A 17,069-nucleotide genomic window follows, 5' to 3' on the forward strand; every position below is an offset into this window, starting at 1 on the left:
GGTCAGCGGGCCAGCCAGTGGTCCACGTCCAGGGGGTTGCCGTCGGCGGCGGCCTGCTGAGAGCACCCGAACCCGATGATCGAGGATCCGTCGGACAGGGTGATCGCCCCCAACATCATCGGCTCGGGTAGTGCCGCCAGGAACGACCCCAGCGCGGCCGCCGACACCACCCACTTCTCGCCGCGAATACTGCGTCCGACCGAGATGTCCTCCACCAGACCCGGTTTGGGGGGTGTGGTGTCCAGCGCGAGAAGTCGGTAGCGCGGCGCGGTCACGATCTCACCGGCCCACCGGGCCCCGCGCTCAGTCAACTGCCATTGCAGCGGTTGCCCTTTCAGGTGCGCACCGAACACCGCCAACTCCACCACCTCGGCCACCGCCTCCGGCCACGCCGGGGCGGGCGCGCTGATGGTGAACCGGCGGGCCAAGTCCATCACCACCGCATCGTGATGCGCCGGCGCCAGCAACGTGATCCCGAATTGCGCTGTCCCAGCGTCTCCCTCGTCCACCTCACCGGCGGGTACTGCGACCGCGCACAGGTCGAAGAGGTTCGCAAAGTTGGTGTAGGTGCCCAGGGTGGCGTTGACACCCACCGGGTCGGCGGCCACCTGGGCGAGCGTGGGGTGCATCGGCGCGGTGGGCACCAGCAACGCATCTGCGCCGTCGAGGGCCGCCATTGCCGAGGCGCGACACTCGGCCACCCGACGCCGGTCGGCCAGCAGGTCGGTGGCGGTGAAACGGTCGGCGGCACCGATGATCCCGGCCACCGTCGGGTCCACCCCGGCGTCGGGTCCTGCCGTGGCGAGGAACCCGCCGACCGCGTCGTACCGTTCGGCCACCAACGCGCCCTCGTACAGCAGCCGCGCCGCGGCCAGGAAGTCGGTCATGTCGATGCGCACGATGTCCCAGCCCATCGAATCGGCCTGCGTCACAACGGCGTCAAACGCCGCCACCCAGGCCGATGACATCGCGGTCAGCGTCGCTGGTACCGCCACCCGGGGTGCTTGCGGTGCCGCCAGCACGGTGTCGGACGGGAAGGGCCGCCGACCAACCGCCTCGGGGTGAAAGGCGCCCGACATCACCGTCATGGCCAGATCGGCGGTGTCGATGTCGGCGGCGAAGATGCTGACGCAGTCATAGCTGGCGCACGCCGGCACCACCCCCGCCGTGCTGATCGCCCCGACCGTCGGCTTCACCCCGACGATGCCCTGCAGGCCGGCGGGTATCCGACCCGACCCAGCTGTGTCGGTGCCGATGGCGATGTCGGCGAATCCCAGCGCCACCGCCACCGCCGAGCCCGAACTCGATCCGCCGCTGATGTGGTCGGGTCGACGCGAATCCCGCACCGCACCATGGGGACTGCGGGTACCCACCAGGCCGGTGGCGAACTGGTCGAGGTTGGTCTTGCCGATCACCACCGCACCGGCTGCGCGCAGTGCCGCCACCGTAGGGGCGTCGTGCTGGGGCACGTAGGTGAATCCTGGGCAGGCTGCGGTGGTGGGTAGACCGGCCACATCCACATTGTCTTTGACCGCCAGCAACATTCCGGCCAACGAGAACCCCGCTGCCAGGGCCGCAGCATGCTCGGCGGCGACGTCGGCTTGGGGCCGCAGATGGATGAACACCTCGGGACGATCAGCGGCGGCGATGGCCGCGTAGGCGCGCGCCACCCGATCGGAGTCGGCCACCACGCTCACGCGACACGTCCAGACACTTCGCCGCCATCGGACCACCGTTGCCGTTCGGCGTCGCGCGCAGATTCCATCTGCGCGCGGGTGGCTGCGATGTCGTCGGCGTGTTCGGCGAGGTAGGCCTGATGCTGCGCGATGGAGAAGGTGCCGTCGGTGATGTGCACCGCTCCACCGCCCCGGGCCACATCGGCCCGCATGTCCACCAGTTCCTCGGCGGTCACCGGATACCAGCTGATCTTGTCGAAAAAGCGCAGCAGCCAGGGATGTTGCGGGTCGAACCCCATCGTGGCCTGTGGGTGCCGATGATTCCACACCTGGGTGGTGCGGCCCACGAACTGGTACCCGCCGGGGCCTTCCATGCCGTAGATGCACAGGTATGCCCCACCGATGCCCACGGCGTTCTCCGGGGTCCAGGTGCGGGCGGGGTTGTACTTGGTGGTGACCAGCCGGTGTCGCGGGTCGAGCGGAACCGCAACCGGCGCACCCAGATACACATCGCCCAGGCCAAGCACCAGGTACTGCGCGTCGTAGACGATGCGGTGCACGTCGTCGACCGAGGCCAACCCGTTCATCCGCCGGATGAACTCGATGTTCCAGGGACACCACGGCGCATCGTCGCGCACCCCCAACATGTACCGCTCGGTGGCCTCGCGGGTGGCCGGGTCGTCCCACGACAGCGGCAGGTGCACGGTGCGGCTGGGCACCACCAGATCGGCCACCGACGGCAGCTGGGTCTCACACTCGCGCAACCACTCCAGCACCGTGGGCTGACTGATCCGGGTGGGATCGAACTTCACCTGCAGCGACCGGATGCCGGGGGTGAGGTCGATCAGCCCGGCCGGTTGCTCGGCGGCAATCCGCTGCGCCAACGCGTGCACCCGGGCGCGGGAGGCCAGATCCAATGACATGGAACCGTATTCGACGAGGACGTTGTCGTCGCCGCTGCGTCGATAGGTGACGCTGGACTGGCCGTCGGCGGTGTCGGACCGACCGAGCACCCCGCCGTCGGGATCGCCACCGGCGGAGACCACCGGCAAGAACTGGGACCGGCGACGGGGTCCGATGGCCGCGGCGTCGGCCGCTTGCGCGGACTTGATCGGCACGAACCGCACCGTGTCGCCCGGGGCGATCTGACCAAGCTTCCAACGGTCGGCGGTGGTGACGGTGACCGGGCAGACGAAACCACCCAGGCTGGGCCCGTCGGGACCGAGCAGGATCGGGGTGTCGCCGGTGAAATCAAGGGCACCAACCGAATATGCGGTGTCGTGGATGTTGGACGGATGCAGTCCGGCTTCCCCGCCGTCGGTGCGAGCCCACTGCGGTTTGGGCCCGATCAGTCGAATCCCGGTGCGATCGGAGTTGAAGTGCGCCTCGTAGTCGGTGGCGTACAGCGTCGCGATGTCGGCTGCGGTGAAGAACTCGGGTGCACTGTGCGGTCCCACCGTCACCGCCAGATGCCAGGTGTTACCGATCGCCGGCTCCTCCTCGTGCTGGATACGCCGCGGCGTGCTCACCGGTTCGATTGCGGCGGTGCCGAGTTCATCGCCGAGCGCCAACACCCGACCCTGATGCCCACCGAACCTGCCCAGGGTGAACGTGGCGGCGCTACCCAACACCGAAACCGCAGCGATCCCACCGGCCACGGCGAGATAGACCCGCAACCCCACCCCCTGCACCTGACCGACATCGAGCACCCCGCCGGCGGGAACCGAGATCGGGACGCACTGAGCCACTTCCACGCCGTCGAGGGTGACCGGGGCGGGCGCGCCGGTCACCGCGACCACCGCGGGCTCGGTGAACCGCAGCGCCGGGCCGATCATGGTGGCCTCCAGCCCGGGTGCCCCCTGCGGGTTGCCGACGGCTATGTTGGCCAGCCGGAACGACAGGTCGTCCATCGGACCCGATGGCGGCACCCCGACGTTCCAATACCCCACGCGACCCGGCCAGTCCTGCACCGTGGTCATCGGACCGGGACGGGTCACGACGATCGCCATCACGCGGTCCACTCGACGCCGGGACGGGTGACGATCGCCCGCACGGCAGTGGGATCGAAACCGTTGCAGGGGTTGTTGATCTGCGGGCAGTTGGACACCAACACCAGGGTGTCCACCTCGGCGCGCAACGCCAACCGTTTGCCCGGCGCCGACAGTCCGTCGACGATGCCCAGGGCACCATCGGGGTCGACCGGCACGTTCATGAAGAAGTTCACGTTGCCCACCATGTCGGCCTTGTCCAGCCCGTGTCGAGCCCCCTCGATGAGAAAGTTCTCTACGCAGGCGTGTTGGTGTTTGGTGTGGTGGCCGTAGCGCAGCGTGTTCGACTCCTGCGAGCACGCACCGCCGAGGGTGTCGTGGTTGCCCACCTCGTCGGCGACGATGGTCATCAACGGCGCAGATTCGTGATCGCGCAACACACTTCCGGTGGTGAGGAAGATCGATCCCTGCGCGACGATGGTCGCCTGCGCGGAGTATCGGGCGCTGTGGTCATCGGCCCGATAGAACAGCGTGTCGACGGCCTGGTTGCCGTGGAGGTCGACGATGGTCAACACGTCACCGGCGGCGATCACCGCCGACCACGGTCCGCGCCGACCGATCTCCTCGTCGAGGACGACCGCACCGGGGACCAGCGCCACCTCGGCTGCATCCGGCACTCCCGGACCCGTCACTGTCACACTCCCACTCATGAGCTTGCCGCCGCGTGGACGTCCTCGGAATTGGCCACCGCCCGTTGGTATTCGGGATCGGTGTTGACAGACCCCGCGATCACCCCGGCCAGGTCGTCGGGCGCCGACCACGCCAGCACCTCGCACGAGCCGGTGTCGAAGGTGGGCGACGGGTCCAGGGGGTGGGCGGTGTTGGCCACCGCGAACACGCACGGCAGGTGCAGGATGAGATCGACCTCGGCACCCGCTCCCGCCGACCCGGTGGACACCAGTCGACCTGCGTCATCGACCCGCACGCCGTGGAAGAACGACAGTGAGGGTGCTACGTCGCGAGGCGTCAGGCCATGCTTGGCCGCGGCGAGGATGAACAGCTCACGCCCGGCCGGCGAGTCCGAGAACACGGTGCCGGCACCATATTTGGCGGTGTTGATGGCCGCTGTGGTGGTCCCGCACAGTGCATCGTGATGGCCGGAGTCATCGGCGACCACGGTGGCCAGCACCCGACCCTGATCCGACAACAGCGGATGCCCGGTGCGCAGGTAGGCCTGCCACGGCACCTTGACGGTGTCGGCGACGTTGAGCCGCTCCCACGGCGCATCGGCCCGCCACAGCAGCAGATGCGCACATGCCGTTCCGGTGATGTCGCGCAACCGGATTCGGGTGCCCCGCGCCAGCACCTTGACGGTGTAGCGACCGCCGGGCACCGTCTCGGCCCAGGTCAGGCGTTGGGCGGGGATGTCAGCGGGTGGCTGCGGCCACGCCGAGGCGGGTACCACCGGCATCGAATCGGTGATGGCCCCCGCCTGCGCACGCGCGTGCGCTTTGGCGCCTGCGGTAGACGACGTGGTGGCGGTCATGCGTCCTTCTTCGTCGAGGCGACCAGAGCGTCGGTGGGTTCGGGGGCGCCGGGCAGGTTCTTGACCATCTGGAAGGCCACGAACCCGACGATGAGGGTGGCTGCGGTGAAGATGATCGAGAAGTAGTGCAGGAACCAGGATGTGCCCTCGGGGTCGTAGACCTCCGCGCGCGGCCACCCCACGTTGATGGTCAGCGCTGCGCCCATCACCACGGCGATGATGTTGACCGGCAGCCCGAAGCGACCCAGGTCGAGGATGGGTTTGCCGTAGCTGAGGCTGGTGCCGCGCAGCCGGTGCAGCAACGCCGGGACGGTGACCATCAGGTAGGCGATGTAGACGATGACCACCGACACGCTGGTCAGTGCGGCGAACAGGCCGGCCTGACCGTAGTTGACCAGCAGGATGGCAATGGCCAACGCGCTGACCACGATTCCGGTGTTGATGGGTGTGCCGGTGCGGACGTTGACCTGGGCCAGGAAAGATCCGAACGGTAACCGGTTGTCGCGCGCCATGGAGAACATGACGCGCGAGGCGGAGGCCTGGATGGCCAGGGTGGCCGAGAAGATGGCGATGGCCACGATGATCAGCAAGATCTTGCCCAGCACGGTGTCCAGTTGTGAGGTGATGACCCAGGCGATGCCGTCGGTGGACAGCTCGGGTGCACCGAGGCTGGGGGCGGCCATGAGTGCGGCCAGGATCATCAACCCGCCACCGACGAACGACACCAGCAGCGCGTTGATGATCGCCTTCGGTGCGGTCTTGCGGGGGTTGTTGGTCTCCTCGGAAAGCTCTGCGGCGGAATCGAACCCGTACATCACGTAGGCGGCCATCACCATCGAGGCCAGAAACGCCCAGATGTAGTGCGACCCCGAGCCGTGGCCCTCGGTGCTGGTGACGGCCGCGGCCGGGGACCGCTGCGCGGTGAAGAACAGTGCACCGACGAGCACCACCACCCCGATGATCTCGATGGTCACCCCGATGACGGTGATCTTGCCCATCAACGACACCCCCAGCGCGCTGATCACCGTGCAGATGGCAATCGTGATGCTGCCCAGGATGATCCCGTTGGTGGCACCAGAGGTGGAGGACAGTGCGGTGTCGGAACCGACCAGCTGGAACCCCGACCAGATCGACGGCAGCACGCTCTGCATCGCGATGGCCAGCGCGGCGACGCTGACGATGTAGCCGATGAGCATGAACCATCCGGCAAACCAGCCGACGGTGTTTCCGGCCAGCCGACGCGACCACTGATAGATGGCCCCCGCGACGGGGAACTTGCCCGACAGCTCTGCGAACACCAGGCACACGCAGAACTGGCAGACGAACACGATGGGCCAGGTCCAGAAGAAGGCAGCCCCACCCAGTCCGTAGCCGAGGGCGAACAGCGCGAACACCGTGGTGAGGATGGAGACGAACGAGAACCCGGACGCGAACGACGCGTATGGCCCGATGCCGCGGTGCAGCTGTTGGGTGTAGCCGAGTTCCGACAACGACGCGGCATCCTCCGGCGAGGAGATGCTCGGCGGTGGCGTGGGGGTGTCCGACGGACCGGATGACGTGGATGGGTCGATGGTCGTCATGGTGGCTCCTGGTGGCGTTGGATCGCGAATACCTATCAAGTGATCGAAACCTAACACCAGGTTTTCGCCGGCGCGTGTCCACGTTGTTTCCACTGTGTTTCGACGCACCAGTGACACCCCCGCGGCGTCGGCTGGTCGGAAACCCGCGTCCACTGGGCGGAAAACCGCGTCGGCTGGGCGGAAACCCGCGTCCACTGGGCGGCACACGGTCCACGGCGCGCGAGGGTGCCGTGCGAGGCGACCGATAGGGTGGCGCAGGTGTCGACCAACCGCGCCGAGGCCAGCACCGGACCGGGCCGTCCGCGGTTGGTGGAACAGCGACGCACCGGCGGCAACCCCCGCGAGGAGATCCTCGACGCGGCCGGAGAACTGTTCTCCCGCCAGGGATATGCCGGCACGTCGACCCGCGCGATCGCCGAGGCGGTCGGACTCCGGCAGGCCTCCCTCTATCACCACTTCGCCACCAAAGACGACATCCTGGCCGCGCTGCTGGAGACCACCGTGGCACCCACGTTGGCGTGGGCCCAGACGCTGGATTCGACGTTGCCGCCGCTGGAGCAGTTGGTGGCCCTGGCCGAATTCGACATCACCGCGCTGGCCACCTCGCGGTGGAACCTCGGGGCGCTCTACCTGCTCCCGGAGCTGCGCGGCGAGCGGTTCACCTCGTTTCGCACGGCCCGGCTGCGTCTGGCCGACATCTACGCACAGTTGGCCGCCGAGGCCATCGGCACCACCGACGACGGACGGGCCCGGCTGCCGTTCCGGCTGGTCGAGTCGGTGATCTCGATGCGCTCCGACGGCCAGCTGCCCGACCCCACGCCCGAGTCCGATGCCGACGGGGCGAGCGCCGTTCGCATCGCCGTCACCGCCGCCATCACCGACGCGATCCGCCGGATGTTGAGCACCGACTAGCCTCAGAGGTGGCTCCGCGACCGTGGAGCCACGCCCACTCGAGGAGCACCACCATGAGCGAGTTGCACGTCGTCGCCACCATCGCCGTCAAACCGGGTACCGAAGCCGAGGTGGGCGCGGCTCTGCGCACCCTGGTCACCGCCACACAGGCCGAAGAGGGCTGCAACTACTACGAGGCATTCGAATCGGCCTCCACCCCAGGAACTTTCGTCACCGTGGAGCGGTGGCGGTCGCAGGCCGACCTCGATGCGCACATGGCCAGCCCGCACGTCGCGGCTGCTCTCGGCGGGCAGGAGGCCAACTTCGTGGAGGTGAAGATCCACCCGCTGACCGCGCTGTAACCGCCGCGTCCGCGCCTGCTCAGCGGTTCTTGCGGGTGGCCCGGGCGGTCAGCGCTCGCCACAACCGCAGCTGCAGGTCGCTCGAGCGGGTGTCGGCGGCGGTGAACGGAGCCGACATGAGGTTGGCGAAGCTGATCGGCATCCGCGAGTAGGTGACCGCGCGGGCGTGGGAGAACGTGGCAAACCCGAATTTGCCGTGGTAGCTACCCATTCCACTGGTCCCCACGCCACCGAAGGGCAACTCGGCCGAGAGCAGGTTGATGGCGAAGTCGTTGCCGTTCACCGATCCTGAGCGGGTGGTGCGCTGCAGCATCTCGTAGCGCGCGTTGTCCGGGCCGAACCAGTAGATGGTCAACGGGTGGCTGTGAGCGTTGATGTGGCCCACGGCCTCGGCGAGGTCACGGTAGGGGTAGACGGTGAGCACGGGTCCAAAGACCTCGTCCTCCTCGATCTTCATGCCGGCCTTCACCCCGGTCAGCACGGTAGGCGCGATCTTGCGCTTGTCGGCGTCGGGTAGCCGTTCACCGGCGGGGATCCACTGACGTTGGGTGGCACCGAGATTCACCGCGTCCTCGACCAGTTCGACGATGCGCGTGTAGTTCTTCTCGTTGACCGTGGAGGTGAACTGATCGTTGTCGACGATGGTGGGCAGCGTGGTTCGCCAGCGGTCGATCACCAGGTCGACGAACTGCTGCAGTTTCGCCTCGGGCACGAACGCGTAGTCGGGGCACAGACACACCTGCCCGCTGTTGACCATCCGCGCGTCGGCCACCCGAGCCGCGGCGTCGGCGATGTCGGCGTCGACGTCGACGACCACTGGGTTCTTGCCGCCGAGTTCCAGGGTGACCGGCACCAGGTTGCGGCCGGCCTCCACCGCCACCGACGCACCCACCTCCGGTGAGCCGGTGAAGAACATGTGGTCGACCCGCAGCTTGGAGAAGTCGGCGCCCGACCCGTGGGCACCGGTCACGATCGCGAACTCCTCGAGCGAGAAGTAGTCGGGGGCGTGGCGGGCCAGCACGGCGGTGGTGCGATGGGTGACCGACGACGGTCGCATCATCACCCGGTTGCCGGCCGCGAAGGCCGCACCCGCAGGCACAACGGTCAGCTGCAGCGGGAAGTTCCACGGCCCCATGATCCCCACCACTCCGAGCGGATCGTGGCGGATGCGCTGAGAGAACCCCATGGCACCCATGGCCGGGGCCACCTTCTCGGTCTTCATCCACTCGCGCAGATGTTTGCGCTGATGCGCCAGGTCGACCATGCAGCCGGCCACGTCGGTGGCCATCGACAGGTCCCGCGGCCGGGTACCGAAGTCTGCGTCGAGTGCCTCGGTGATCTCCTCGGCGTGGTCGAGCAGCAACGACGCGAGCCGATTGATGCGATCGATGCGGGTATGGGCATCGGGGATGCCGTCACGCAGGAACGCAGCGCGTTGCAGCTCGAGAAGCTCGACGAGGGTCTGCTCGTCGGCCGACCGGACGGGCGCCGCCGGGGCCGGGCGCGTGCTGGGTGTGCTCATGCGTCGATCTCCTTCGATCGTCAATGACACAAACTCGTCGATGTGTCGCTTTGCAGTATGCGCCACGTCACACCGACTGCGCCACCGGGTCGCCCGGACCGTAGAGTGCGCCCCCATGAGTGACCTGTTGCCCGTCATCGGACTGTGGTCGCTGGCGCTGGGCGCGCTGGCCGGTTTCGCGATGATCCTGGTGGTCGACGCACCACACCGGCTGCGAAAAATCGGCATCGCCCATCACCGACGCGTGTTCCAGACACACCTGGACTGGATACTGATGGGCCTGTTGCTGATCGGCGTGGGACTCGTCGCCACCGACACCCCGACGTGGGTACTGGTGGCGGTCACCGTGGGCGCGATCGTCAACCCGCTGCTGTTCGTCCCGCTTGCCTTCGACGAGACGATCCAGAAATCCCTCGTCTACCGAGTGGTGTCGGGGCTGTCGTTCGTGTCGTTGTCAGGCGGACTGATCGGCGTCGCCGCGGCCCAGACCCTGGCCTACTGATGCGAACAATGAATGTTCACATGAACGCGATGAGCGATGGTGAATCAGTGCGCCTGGTTGTAGAGGTCGACGATTTCTGCCGACACCCGACCACGCGCTGACACCTCATAGCCGTTCTCGCGCGCCCATTCTCGAATTGCCGCCGTGTCGTTGGCCGGCGCGGCCGCTGCCGCCGCTTTTCCGCGCCGACGACCGCCGACGCGACGTGCGCTCTCGATCCATTCTTCGAGCTGTCCGCGCAACTTCTCGGCATTGTCGGTCGACAAGTCGATCTCGTAGGTCACTCCGTCAAGGCCGAATTCGACGGTCTCATCAGCGGACTTCGACTCGTCGGTGTCGTCGACAATGGTGACAGTGACTTTCTTGGCCATGGTCTTCCCCAAATCGCAGTAGGTGAAACGGCACACATTCCATCCCCGGGTAGGAATGAACATCCCCCAAAAATGTGACGCCAGCTCTCACACTGTAACCACACTTCTTGGCAATGGCCACAAACGTGGCCGTGAAATCAGTCGTTCGGCTTCACCAGCGGGAAGAGGATGGTCTCGCGGATACCCAGGCCCGTGAGTGCCATCAGCAATCGGTCGATGCCCATTCCAGTGCCGGTGGTGGGGGGCATCCCGAATTCCATCGCGGTGAGAAAGTCCTCGTCGAGCGGCATCGCCTCGTCGTCACCGGCCGCGGCCAGTCGGGCCTGGTCGACGAATCGGGCCCGCTGGATCACCGGGTCGATCAACTCCGAATACCCCGTCGACAACTCGAACCCGCGCACGTAGAGATCCCATTTCTCCACCACCCCGTCGATCGAGCGGTGATCCCGGGTCAACGGGGAGGTCTCGACGGGGAAATCCCGCACGAACAGCGGCGAAGAGATGGTCGAGCCCACCCGGTGTTCCCACAGTTCCTCGACCAACTTGCCGTGGCCGTACCCCTTGTCGCGCGGCACCTGCAGGCCCACCCGGTCGGCGAGGGCGAACAGGTCGGTGACGGACGCGGTCGGGGTGATCTCCTCACCCACCGATTCCGACAGCGACGGATACATCGACACCGTCGTCCACTCACCGGAAAAGTCGTATTCCGAGCCGTCGGCCAGGGTTGGTGTCAACGTGCCCAACGCGCGCTGCGACACCTCCTGCACCAGTTCCCGGATCATCCGCGCCGAATCGTCGTAGGTGCCGTACGCCTGATACGTCTCCAACATGGCGAACTCCGGCGAGTGCGACGAATCCACGCCCTCGTTGCGGAAGTTGCGGTTGATCTCGAAAACGCGCTCGATCCCCCCGACGACGCACCGCTTGAGGAACAACTCCGGGGCGATCCGCAGGTACAGGTCGAGGTCCAACGCGTTGGAGTGGGTGATGAACGGACGCGCCGCGGCCCCGCCGTGCTGGGTCTGCAGCATCGGCGTCTCCACCTCGAGAAAGTCGCGCTCGGCCAGCGCCGCCCGCAACTCGCGCACCACCGCCACTCGCAGCCGCGCGTTGTCGCGTGCGGCCGGCCGCACGATCAGATCCACATAGCGCTGCCGAACGCGGGTCTCCTCGTTGAGATCTTTGTGCGTGACGGGCAAGGGCCGCAACGCTTTCGACGCGATCTCCCAGTGCTCGGCCAGGACGCTCAGCTCGCCGGTGCGCGAACTGATCACCTGCCCACGCACGAACACGAAGTCACCGAGGTCGACGTCGGACTTCCATGCCGCCAACGCTTGTTCACCCACCCCGTTGAAGCTGACCATCACCTGCAGCTGCGTCCCGTCGCCCTCCTGCAAGGTGGCGAAGCACAGTTTGCCCTTGTTACGCAGGAAGATCACGCGACCCGCGACGCCGACATGGTCGCCGGTCTCGGTGTCGGCTACGAGATCGGGGTACTGCGCGCGGATCTGGGCCAGCGAATGGGTGCGCGCCACCGACACCGGATAGGCCTGCCCGCCGTCGTCGATGATGCGAGCCCGCTTCTCCCGTCGGATCCGCAGCTGTTCGGGCAGATCGGATTCGGCCGCCGCGGGCGGGCGCGGCTGGGATGCATCACTCACCGCGACAGCCTATCGGCCCGCCCCGCCGGCTTCTCCGGCAAGTGTGGTGACCCCGATCAGCCGATCAGTGCGCGGCGATGGTGGCCAGGTCGCGCCGCGCGGTCGCGGTCCATGCCGCAGGTCGACGCGAGGCCAGGCCCGCCACCCCACCGAGCAGGTACCGGGCCCCGGTCACCCCGCGGGCGTGCAGATGCCACACCCACCACTCGGCGTCGATGCCGTCGGCGCTGAGCAACACCCACCGCGTCTCGGCGGTGGCGCTGCACAGCGCCGCCGGTCCGCCGGGGGTGAGGCGGTCGAGCACCAGGTCAGGATCGATGGCCAGAGCCCCGGCGATGACCCCGCCCGCCGCCCGTTGGGCGTGAGTGCGCACGTCGACGAGGACGACATCGGAACCGGCGCGCTCGAGCGCGTCGATGGTCAGGGAGAGGGGGTGCACAGACGTGGCCGTGATCGGCATGAGAAACCTCGAGGGATGTGAGCGGCGGGCAGCAGGACGGGCGGGGCGGTCAGCCCCGACAACACTCCTGCGCACACATTCCGGTCACGCCGTTCATGGTGACACGCCACCCTGGTCGCCGTCACGACCCCGGCCGGGTTTCGATTGCGCCGGGTTTAAGGCGACCCACTCACCGCTTCTTGGCGCGGGGACCCTCGTCTTGGCGTTCGAACACCCGTCGCAGACCGTCGAGGGTGAGATAGGTGTGGTGGACATCGAGCGTGCGGCACTCGTCGAACACCAGCGGCGCCAGGTATCCGGTGGCCACCACGGTCACCTCGTCGTCGGGTCCGAATCCGGGGACCTCGCGCCGCACCCGACCCACCAGCCCATCGACCTGCCCTGCGAACCCGTACAGCACCCCCGACTGCACGGCCTCCACGGTGTTCTTGCCGACCACGCTGCGCGGTGGCAACAGCTCGACGGTGCGCAACGCCACCGCGCGAGCGGCCAGCGCGTCCACCGCCAGATCGATACCCGGCGCGATGGCCCCACCGAGGAACTCCCCTTTCGCCGAGACGACGTCCACCAGCGTGGTGGTTCCGAAATCGACGATGATGCAAGCGGTTTCGTATGTCCCGAAGGCGCCCAACGCGTTGGCCACCCGATCGGTACCCACCTCCTTGGGGTTGTCCACCAGCAGGGCCACCCCGGTACGCAGGCCCGGTTCAAGCAACACGTGTGGTCCCGACCCGAAATAGCGCGGCACCATCACCCGCAGCTCGCGCAGCAGCGCGGGCACCGTGGACAGACCCACCACCGACACCACGCGCTGCACATCGTCACCGAGCAGTCCACGCAGCGTCAGCGCCAACTCGTCGGCGGTGGTCCGGGGTTGGGTGTGAATACGCCAGTCCTGCACCAGCTTCGCGTGATCTCCGCGGCCGGCGAACACCCCGATGTGGATGTTGGTGTTGCCGATGTCGAGCGCCAGCAGCATCGATCAGCCTCGGCGCGCGCCGGCGGTGCTGACGAGGTCACGCGGGTCCGACAGCCCCGAGCCCGCCGGGGCGTGCGCCGGATCGACCCCGAGCTCGGTGATCGCGTTGTGCGCGTCGACGAACACCACGTTGGGACGGTAGTCGGCCACCTCCTCGGGGCTGAGGATGCCGTAGGCGATGATGATCACCAGATCACCTGGATGTACCAGATGCGCTGCGGCACCGTTGATCCCGATCACCCCGCTGCCGGGCGCACCGGCGATGGCGTAGGTCTCCAACCGCGCACCGTTGTCGATGTCGACGATGGTGACCTGTTCGCCCTCAAGGATGTCGGCGGCGGCCAGCAGATCGGAGTCGATGGTCACCGAGCCCACATAGTGCAGGTCGGCCTGGGTGACCGTGGCCCGATGGATCTTCGCGGTCATCATGGTTCGGAACATGGTCGGCTACTTCCCTTCTGAGGCGGTCTTGGCGAGGAACCCGGTGCCCACCGCGACACCTACGTTGTCGATGAGCCGGGTGCGGCCCAACCGGGCGGCCACCAGCAGGCGGCCGTCACCCTGCTTGGGTGGTTCACCCAGATCGGTGCCGCGCACCTGCAGGTAGTCGACGTCCAGCTCGGGTTGGGTGGCCAGAACCGACTGTGCCGCAGCGACTATCGCCTGCACGCCACCGGCAGCGGCGTGGGCGCCCGCGATGAGGGCGGCCGACAGGGTGGTGGCGATGTGGCGTTGCTGGGCGTCGAGGTAGGCGTTGCGGCTCGACAATGCCAGCCCGTCGGCTTCGCGGACCGTGGGCACGCCGACGATCTGTACGTCGAGGTTGAGGTCAGTGGCCATCTGCCGCACCAACACCAACTGCTGGTAGTCCTTCTCCCCGAAGTAGGCCGCGTGCGGAGCGGCGATGGTCAGCAGTTTGGCCACCACCGTCAGCATCCCCGCGAAATGCCCTGGGCGCGAAGCTCCTTCGAGGATGTCCCCGACCGGTCCGGGGTGCACGGTGGTGCGCGGGCCATTGGGGTACATCGCGGTGGCGGTGGGCGCGAACACCAACTCCACCCCCAGAGTCTCCAGCAGCGCGACGTCGGCGTCGAAGGTGCGCGGGTAAGCGTCGAGATCCTCACCGGCCCCGAACTGCAGGGGGTTGACGAAGATCGACACGATGACCACCGCGGGGCCCTGGGCTTTGGCCGCACGCACCAGCTCGGCGTGGCCGGCATGCAAGGCGCCCATGGTCGGCACCAGCACCACCCGCTTTCCGGTGGCGCGCAACGCCCTGGAAACCCGGTTGAGTTCCGCCGGGTCGCGGTGGACCGTCAACGATCCGGGCACGTAAGGACGTGGGTTCACGACAGGTCGCCTTTCAAGACGTCGATGAGGTCGGCCGGGGCGTCGGTGTAGGAGGCCGCGCGCAGCGACATGGCCTGATAGTTCTGCGCCAGAGGCGGATCGGCGTCGAGCAACGCCTGCAGATGGCGCGCGACAGCCGCTGCGTCGCCACGAGCCACCGGGCCGGTGAGCGCACGCGGACCCAACTCCAGAGCGTTGCGCAAGGCGGCGGTGACCAGTGGCGCCAGCAGTCGCTGCGCCAGACCGTCGGCGAGGTGGTCGCTGGGCGCCGCGCTGTAGCGCGCCTCGTCGGGAATCTCCTGACCCACCAGAGCGATTCGCAGCGCGGCCACCGAATCGCAGATGAGGGTGACGAGATGGTTGGCCCCGTGCGCCAACGCCGCGTGATAAAGCGTGCGGGCTTCTTCGCGTACCCGCACCGGCTCGCCACCCATCTCGATCACCAGCGACGACCCGATGGCGTAGCCCACCTCGTCGGCGGCAGTCACCCCGAAACATGCTGAACGCAACCGCAGTACATCGTCGTCGGTGTCGACGAACGTCATGGCCGGGTGCAGCGCCAGTGGGATGACACCGAGGTCGGTGAGCGGGGCGAGGACGGTGATGCCGTGGGCGCCTGCAGTGTGGGCGACGATGGTGCCCGGCCGCACCGCGCCACTGGCGGCGAGGTCGGCGATCACCGCGACGAGTTGATCGTCGGGGACGCTGATGAGCAGCAGTTCCGAACGGGCGGCGACGGTGCGGGCGTCGAGGAGCTGCGATTCGGGGAGGCGACGGGCGGCGCGAGCTCGAGAGGCCTGCGAACGGGCTACGACCGAGCCGACGACGTGGTCGGCGGCTTCCAGAGCGGCCCCCAAAGCGGTGCCGACACGTCCGGCCGAGATGATGCCGACGCTCAGGCGCGCAGGCGCAAAAGCCGGTGAGGTCACCGTTGTCCTCCGAAAGGTCGTTCCAGTCCCGATGTCGCGGGTACCGGACGTGAAACCAGCCTAAGCGCTGTTCGCGACCCTCACCCAGCCGCTGTGAGCGGTGTCACCTTCGAGCACCAGATGAACTCACCCTCGTCCTGGCTGGTGACGATACCCATGCGGATGAACCCGCACTTGCCCAGGACACGCCGGCCGGCGAGGTTGTCGGGTGTGGTCAGCTCCACCCCGTCGACAACACCGAGCGTCAGGCGTCGCGACGACGGCGTCCACCGCCACGGCCGCCGGTGCTGCCGAACTGTTGGATCAGATCGGCGACCGACCGTCCCGCGACGTGCGCTCCGGGGTCGACGGGCTCGGGTTCAGGAGCGGGCGGCTGGCCGTTGACCGCGCCACCGCGTCCGTGGCGACCACCGGTGTACGGCGGCTCTTGAGTGGGTAGCGGCTCTTCGACCACGTCGATGATCGGCTCGGCGGCGACGGGCTCGGGCGCGCGGGCCGGAGCAGGTGGCGCTGCGGCTGCCGCTTGCTCTCGACTGATGGGCTCCCACGAGTCGGTGGGCGCGTCGTCGGTGAACTGCGCGGTGGCAGGCACCACCGGCGGCGCCTCGTCGGTGACCACTGGGATCACCTCGGTCATCTGATGCGGCTCGGCGATGGGAACCGGCGTGGACCCGGTGTCAGGTTCGGTGCTCGCGAAGTCACGTTCGGCAGCCGCGCCGTCGGCGGCGAAACCACGCGCGATCTGGCGGAGCCGCTCGTTTTCCAACGCGGTCCGCTGCTCGGGCAGATCGCCCATCAGGTTCTGCAGGCTGGCCCGCAGCGCCTCCACCTGGTTTTTGAGCTCGCGCAGCTCTTCGTTTGTCTCCGAACGCACCTCGCGACGGATCTGGGCCTCCACGCCCAGCTCGTACTGGCGGCGCGCGGTGATCTCACGTTCGAGCTGCAACTCGTACACCAGCCGCAGATCACGCGCCTTGGCCTCGGCCGAGTCGGCGGCGCGCCGGAACTTGGTCACCAGGATCGCGCCGATCACCGCCGCCCACAACGCCGCGATGACCGCGATGCTGGCCGCGATGTTGCGGGTACCGCTGATGACCAGCGCGACGCTGGCACCGATCGACAACAACAGCAGCAGACCGAGCAGCCACTGAGCCGGACCGCGTCGGACCCGACGCGAGTCTGCGGTGCGTGCCGACGAGGACGTCATGGGGGTCAACTTACCCGCGAACCGGACTCCGACACGCGACCCGAC

General features: G+C 67.8%; 18 protein-coding genes. 3 read left to right on the forward strand and 15 right to left on the reverse strand.

Going from position 1 to position 17,069, the window contains the following annotated elements:
- Nucleotides 1-2: 2 nt before the first annotated feature.
- Genes atzF through KIK15_RS05010 form a run of 5 tightly spaced genes read right to left on the reverse strand, consistent with a single transcriptional unit; the run spans nt 3 to nt 6,781 of the window.
- Nucleotides 3-1,697, reverse strand: a complete 1,695-nt coding sequence (atzF, locus tag KIK15_RS04990; RefSeq protein WP_307851734.1) for an allophanate hydrolase — start codon at nt 1,695-1,697, stop codon at nt 3-5.
- Entirely contained in the window at nt 1,694-3,685 is a 1,992-nt protein-coding gene (locus KIK15_RS04995; RefSeq protein WP_214242986.1) for a 5-oxoprolinase/urea amidolyase family protein, read from the reverse strand. The genes atzF and KIK15_RS04995 overlap by 4 nt, the downstream gene beginning before the upstream one ends.
- The gene (locus KIK15_RS05000) at nt 3,685-4,356 is read right to left on the reverse strand and encodes an urea amidolyase associated protein UAAP2 (RefSeq protein ID WP_374222809.1); all 672 of its coding nucleotides are present in this window, start codon (nt 4,354-4,356) and stop codon (nt 3,685-3,687) included. The genes KIK15_RS04995 and KIK15_RS05000 overlap by 1 nt, the downstream gene beginning before the upstream one ends.
- Nucleotides 4,357-4,370: 14 nt before the next feature.
- Nucleotides 4,371-5,210 (reverse strand): urea amidolyase associated protein UAAP1, encoded by an 840-nt coding sequence (locus KIK15_RS05005; RefSeq protein ID WP_214242988.1) that lies wholly within the window; start codon nt 5,208-5,210, stop codon nt 4,371-4,373.
- On the reverse strand, nt 5,207-6,781 hold the full coding sequence (locus KIK15_RS05010) for an amino acid permease (protein ID WP_214243265.1): 1,575 nt from the start codon (nt 6,779-6,781) through the stop codon (nt 5,207-5,209). The genes KIK15_RS05005 and KIK15_RS05010 overlap by 4 nt, the downstream gene beginning before the upstream one ends.
- Before the next feature lie 267 nt (nt 6,782-7,048).
- On the opposite strand from KIK15_RS05010, the gene KIK15_RS05015 reads away from it, so the two are divergent.
- On the forward strand, nt 7,049-7,702 hold the full coding sequence (locus KIK15_RS05015) for a TetR/AcrR family transcriptional regulator (RefSeq protein ID WP_214242989.1): 654 nt from the start codon (nt 7,049-7,051) through the stop codon (nt 7,700-7,702).
- 53 nt (nt 7,703-7,755) lie between these two features.
- A complete protein-coding gene (locus KIK15_RS05020; protein WP_214242990.1) occupies nt 7,756-8,043 on the forward strand; it encodes a putative quinol monooxygenase in 288 nt (95 codons plus the stop codon).
- 19 nt (nt 8,044-8,062) lie between these two features.
- On the opposite strand, the gene KIK15_RS05025 is transcribed toward KIK15_RS05020, so the two are convergent.
- Nucleotides 8,063-9,565, reverse strand: a complete 1,503-nt coding sequence (locus tag KIK15_RS05025) for an aldehyde dehydrogenase family protein (protein ID WP_214242991.1) — start codon at nt 9,563-9,565, stop codon at nt 8,063-8,065.
- Nucleotides 9,566-9,680: 115 nt separating this feature from the next.
- Between KIK15_RS05025 and KIK15_RS05030 the strand changes: the two genes are divergently transcribed.
- On the forward strand, nt 9,681-10,067 hold the full coding sequence (locus tag KIK15_RS05030; RefSeq protein WP_214242992.1) for a hypothetical protein: 387 nt from the start codon (nt 9,681-9,683) through the stop codon (nt 10,065-10,067).
- Between the two features lie 44 nt (nt 10,068-10,111).
- Here the strand turns inward: KIK15_RS05030 and KIK15_RS05035 are convergent, their stop codons facing one another.
- The 9 genes from KIK15_RS05035 to KIK15_RS05075 all read right to left on the reverse strand — a co-directional run bounded on the left by KIK15_RS05035 (nt 10,112) and on the right by KIK15_RS05075 (nt 17,024).
- Complete coding sequence (locus KIK15_RS05035; protein WP_214242993.1) at nt 10,112-10,438, reverse strand: Lsr2 family protein; 327 nt, start codon at nt 10,436-10,438, stop codon at nt 10,112-10,114.
- 137 nt (nt 10,439-10,575) lie between these two features.
- Complete coding sequence (gene lysS, locus KIK15_RS05040) at nt 10,576-12,099, reverse strand: lysine--tRNA ligase (RefSeq protein WP_214242994.1); 1,524 nt, start codon at nt 12,097-12,099, stop codon at nt 10,576-10,578.
- 64 nt (nt 12,100-12,163) lie between these two features.
- Entirely contained in the window at nt 12,164-12,559 is a 396-nt protein-coding gene (locus KIK15_RS05045) for a hypothetical protein (RefSeq protein WP_214242995.1), read from the reverse strand.
- Between the two features lie 169 nt (nt 12,560-12,728).
- Nucleotides 12,729-13,538, reverse strand: coding sequence for a type III pantothenate kinase (locus tag KIK15_RS05050; protein ID WP_214242996.1), 810 nt, complete (start codon nt 13,536-13,538; stop codon nt 12,729-12,731).
- A 3-nt stretch (nt 13,539-13,541) separates the two neighbouring features.
- Nucleotides 13,542-13,979 carry an aspartate 1-decarboxylase gene (gene panD / locus KIK15_RS05055; protein ID WP_214242997.1) on the reverse strand — a complete coding sequence of 146 codons (438 nt, stop codon included), beginning with the start codon at nt 13,977-13,979 and terminating at the stop codon, nt 13,542-13,544.
- A gap of 6 nt (nt 13,980-13,985) precedes the next feature.
- Entirely contained in the window at nt 13,986-14,888 is a 903-nt protein-coding gene (panC, locus tag KIK15_RS05060; RefSeq protein WP_214242998.1) for a pantoate--beta-alanine ligase, read from the reverse strand.
- A complete protein-coding gene (locus tag KIK15_RS05065; RefSeq protein ID WP_307851735.1) occupies nt 14,885-15,817 on the reverse strand; it encodes a DUF2520 domain-containing protein in 933 nt (310 codons plus the stop codon). The genes panC and KIK15_RS05065 overlap by 4 nt, the downstream gene beginning before the upstream one ends.
- Nucleotides 15,818-15,897: 80 nt before the next feature.
- The gene (locus KIK15_RS05070) at nt 15,898-16,041 is read right to left on the reverse strand and encodes a hypothetical protein (RefSeq protein WP_214242999.1); all 144 of its coding nucleotides are present in this window, start codon (nt 16,039-16,041) and stop codon (nt 15,898-15,900) included.
- Nucleotides 16,042-16,061: 20 nt separating this feature from the next.
- A complete protein-coding gene (locus KIK15_RS05075) occupies nt 16,062-17,024 on the reverse strand; it encodes a DUF6779 domain-containing protein (RefSeq protein ID WP_214243000.1) in 963 nt (320 codons plus the stop codon).
- Nucleotides 17,025-17,069 lie beyond the last annotated feature (45 nt).

The organism is Williamsia sp. CHRR-6 (genome assembly GCF_018474015.1).
In the GTDB taxonomy this organism is placed as follows: Bacteria; Actinomycetota; Actinomycetes; order Mycobacteriales; family Mycobacteriaceae; genus Williamsia_A.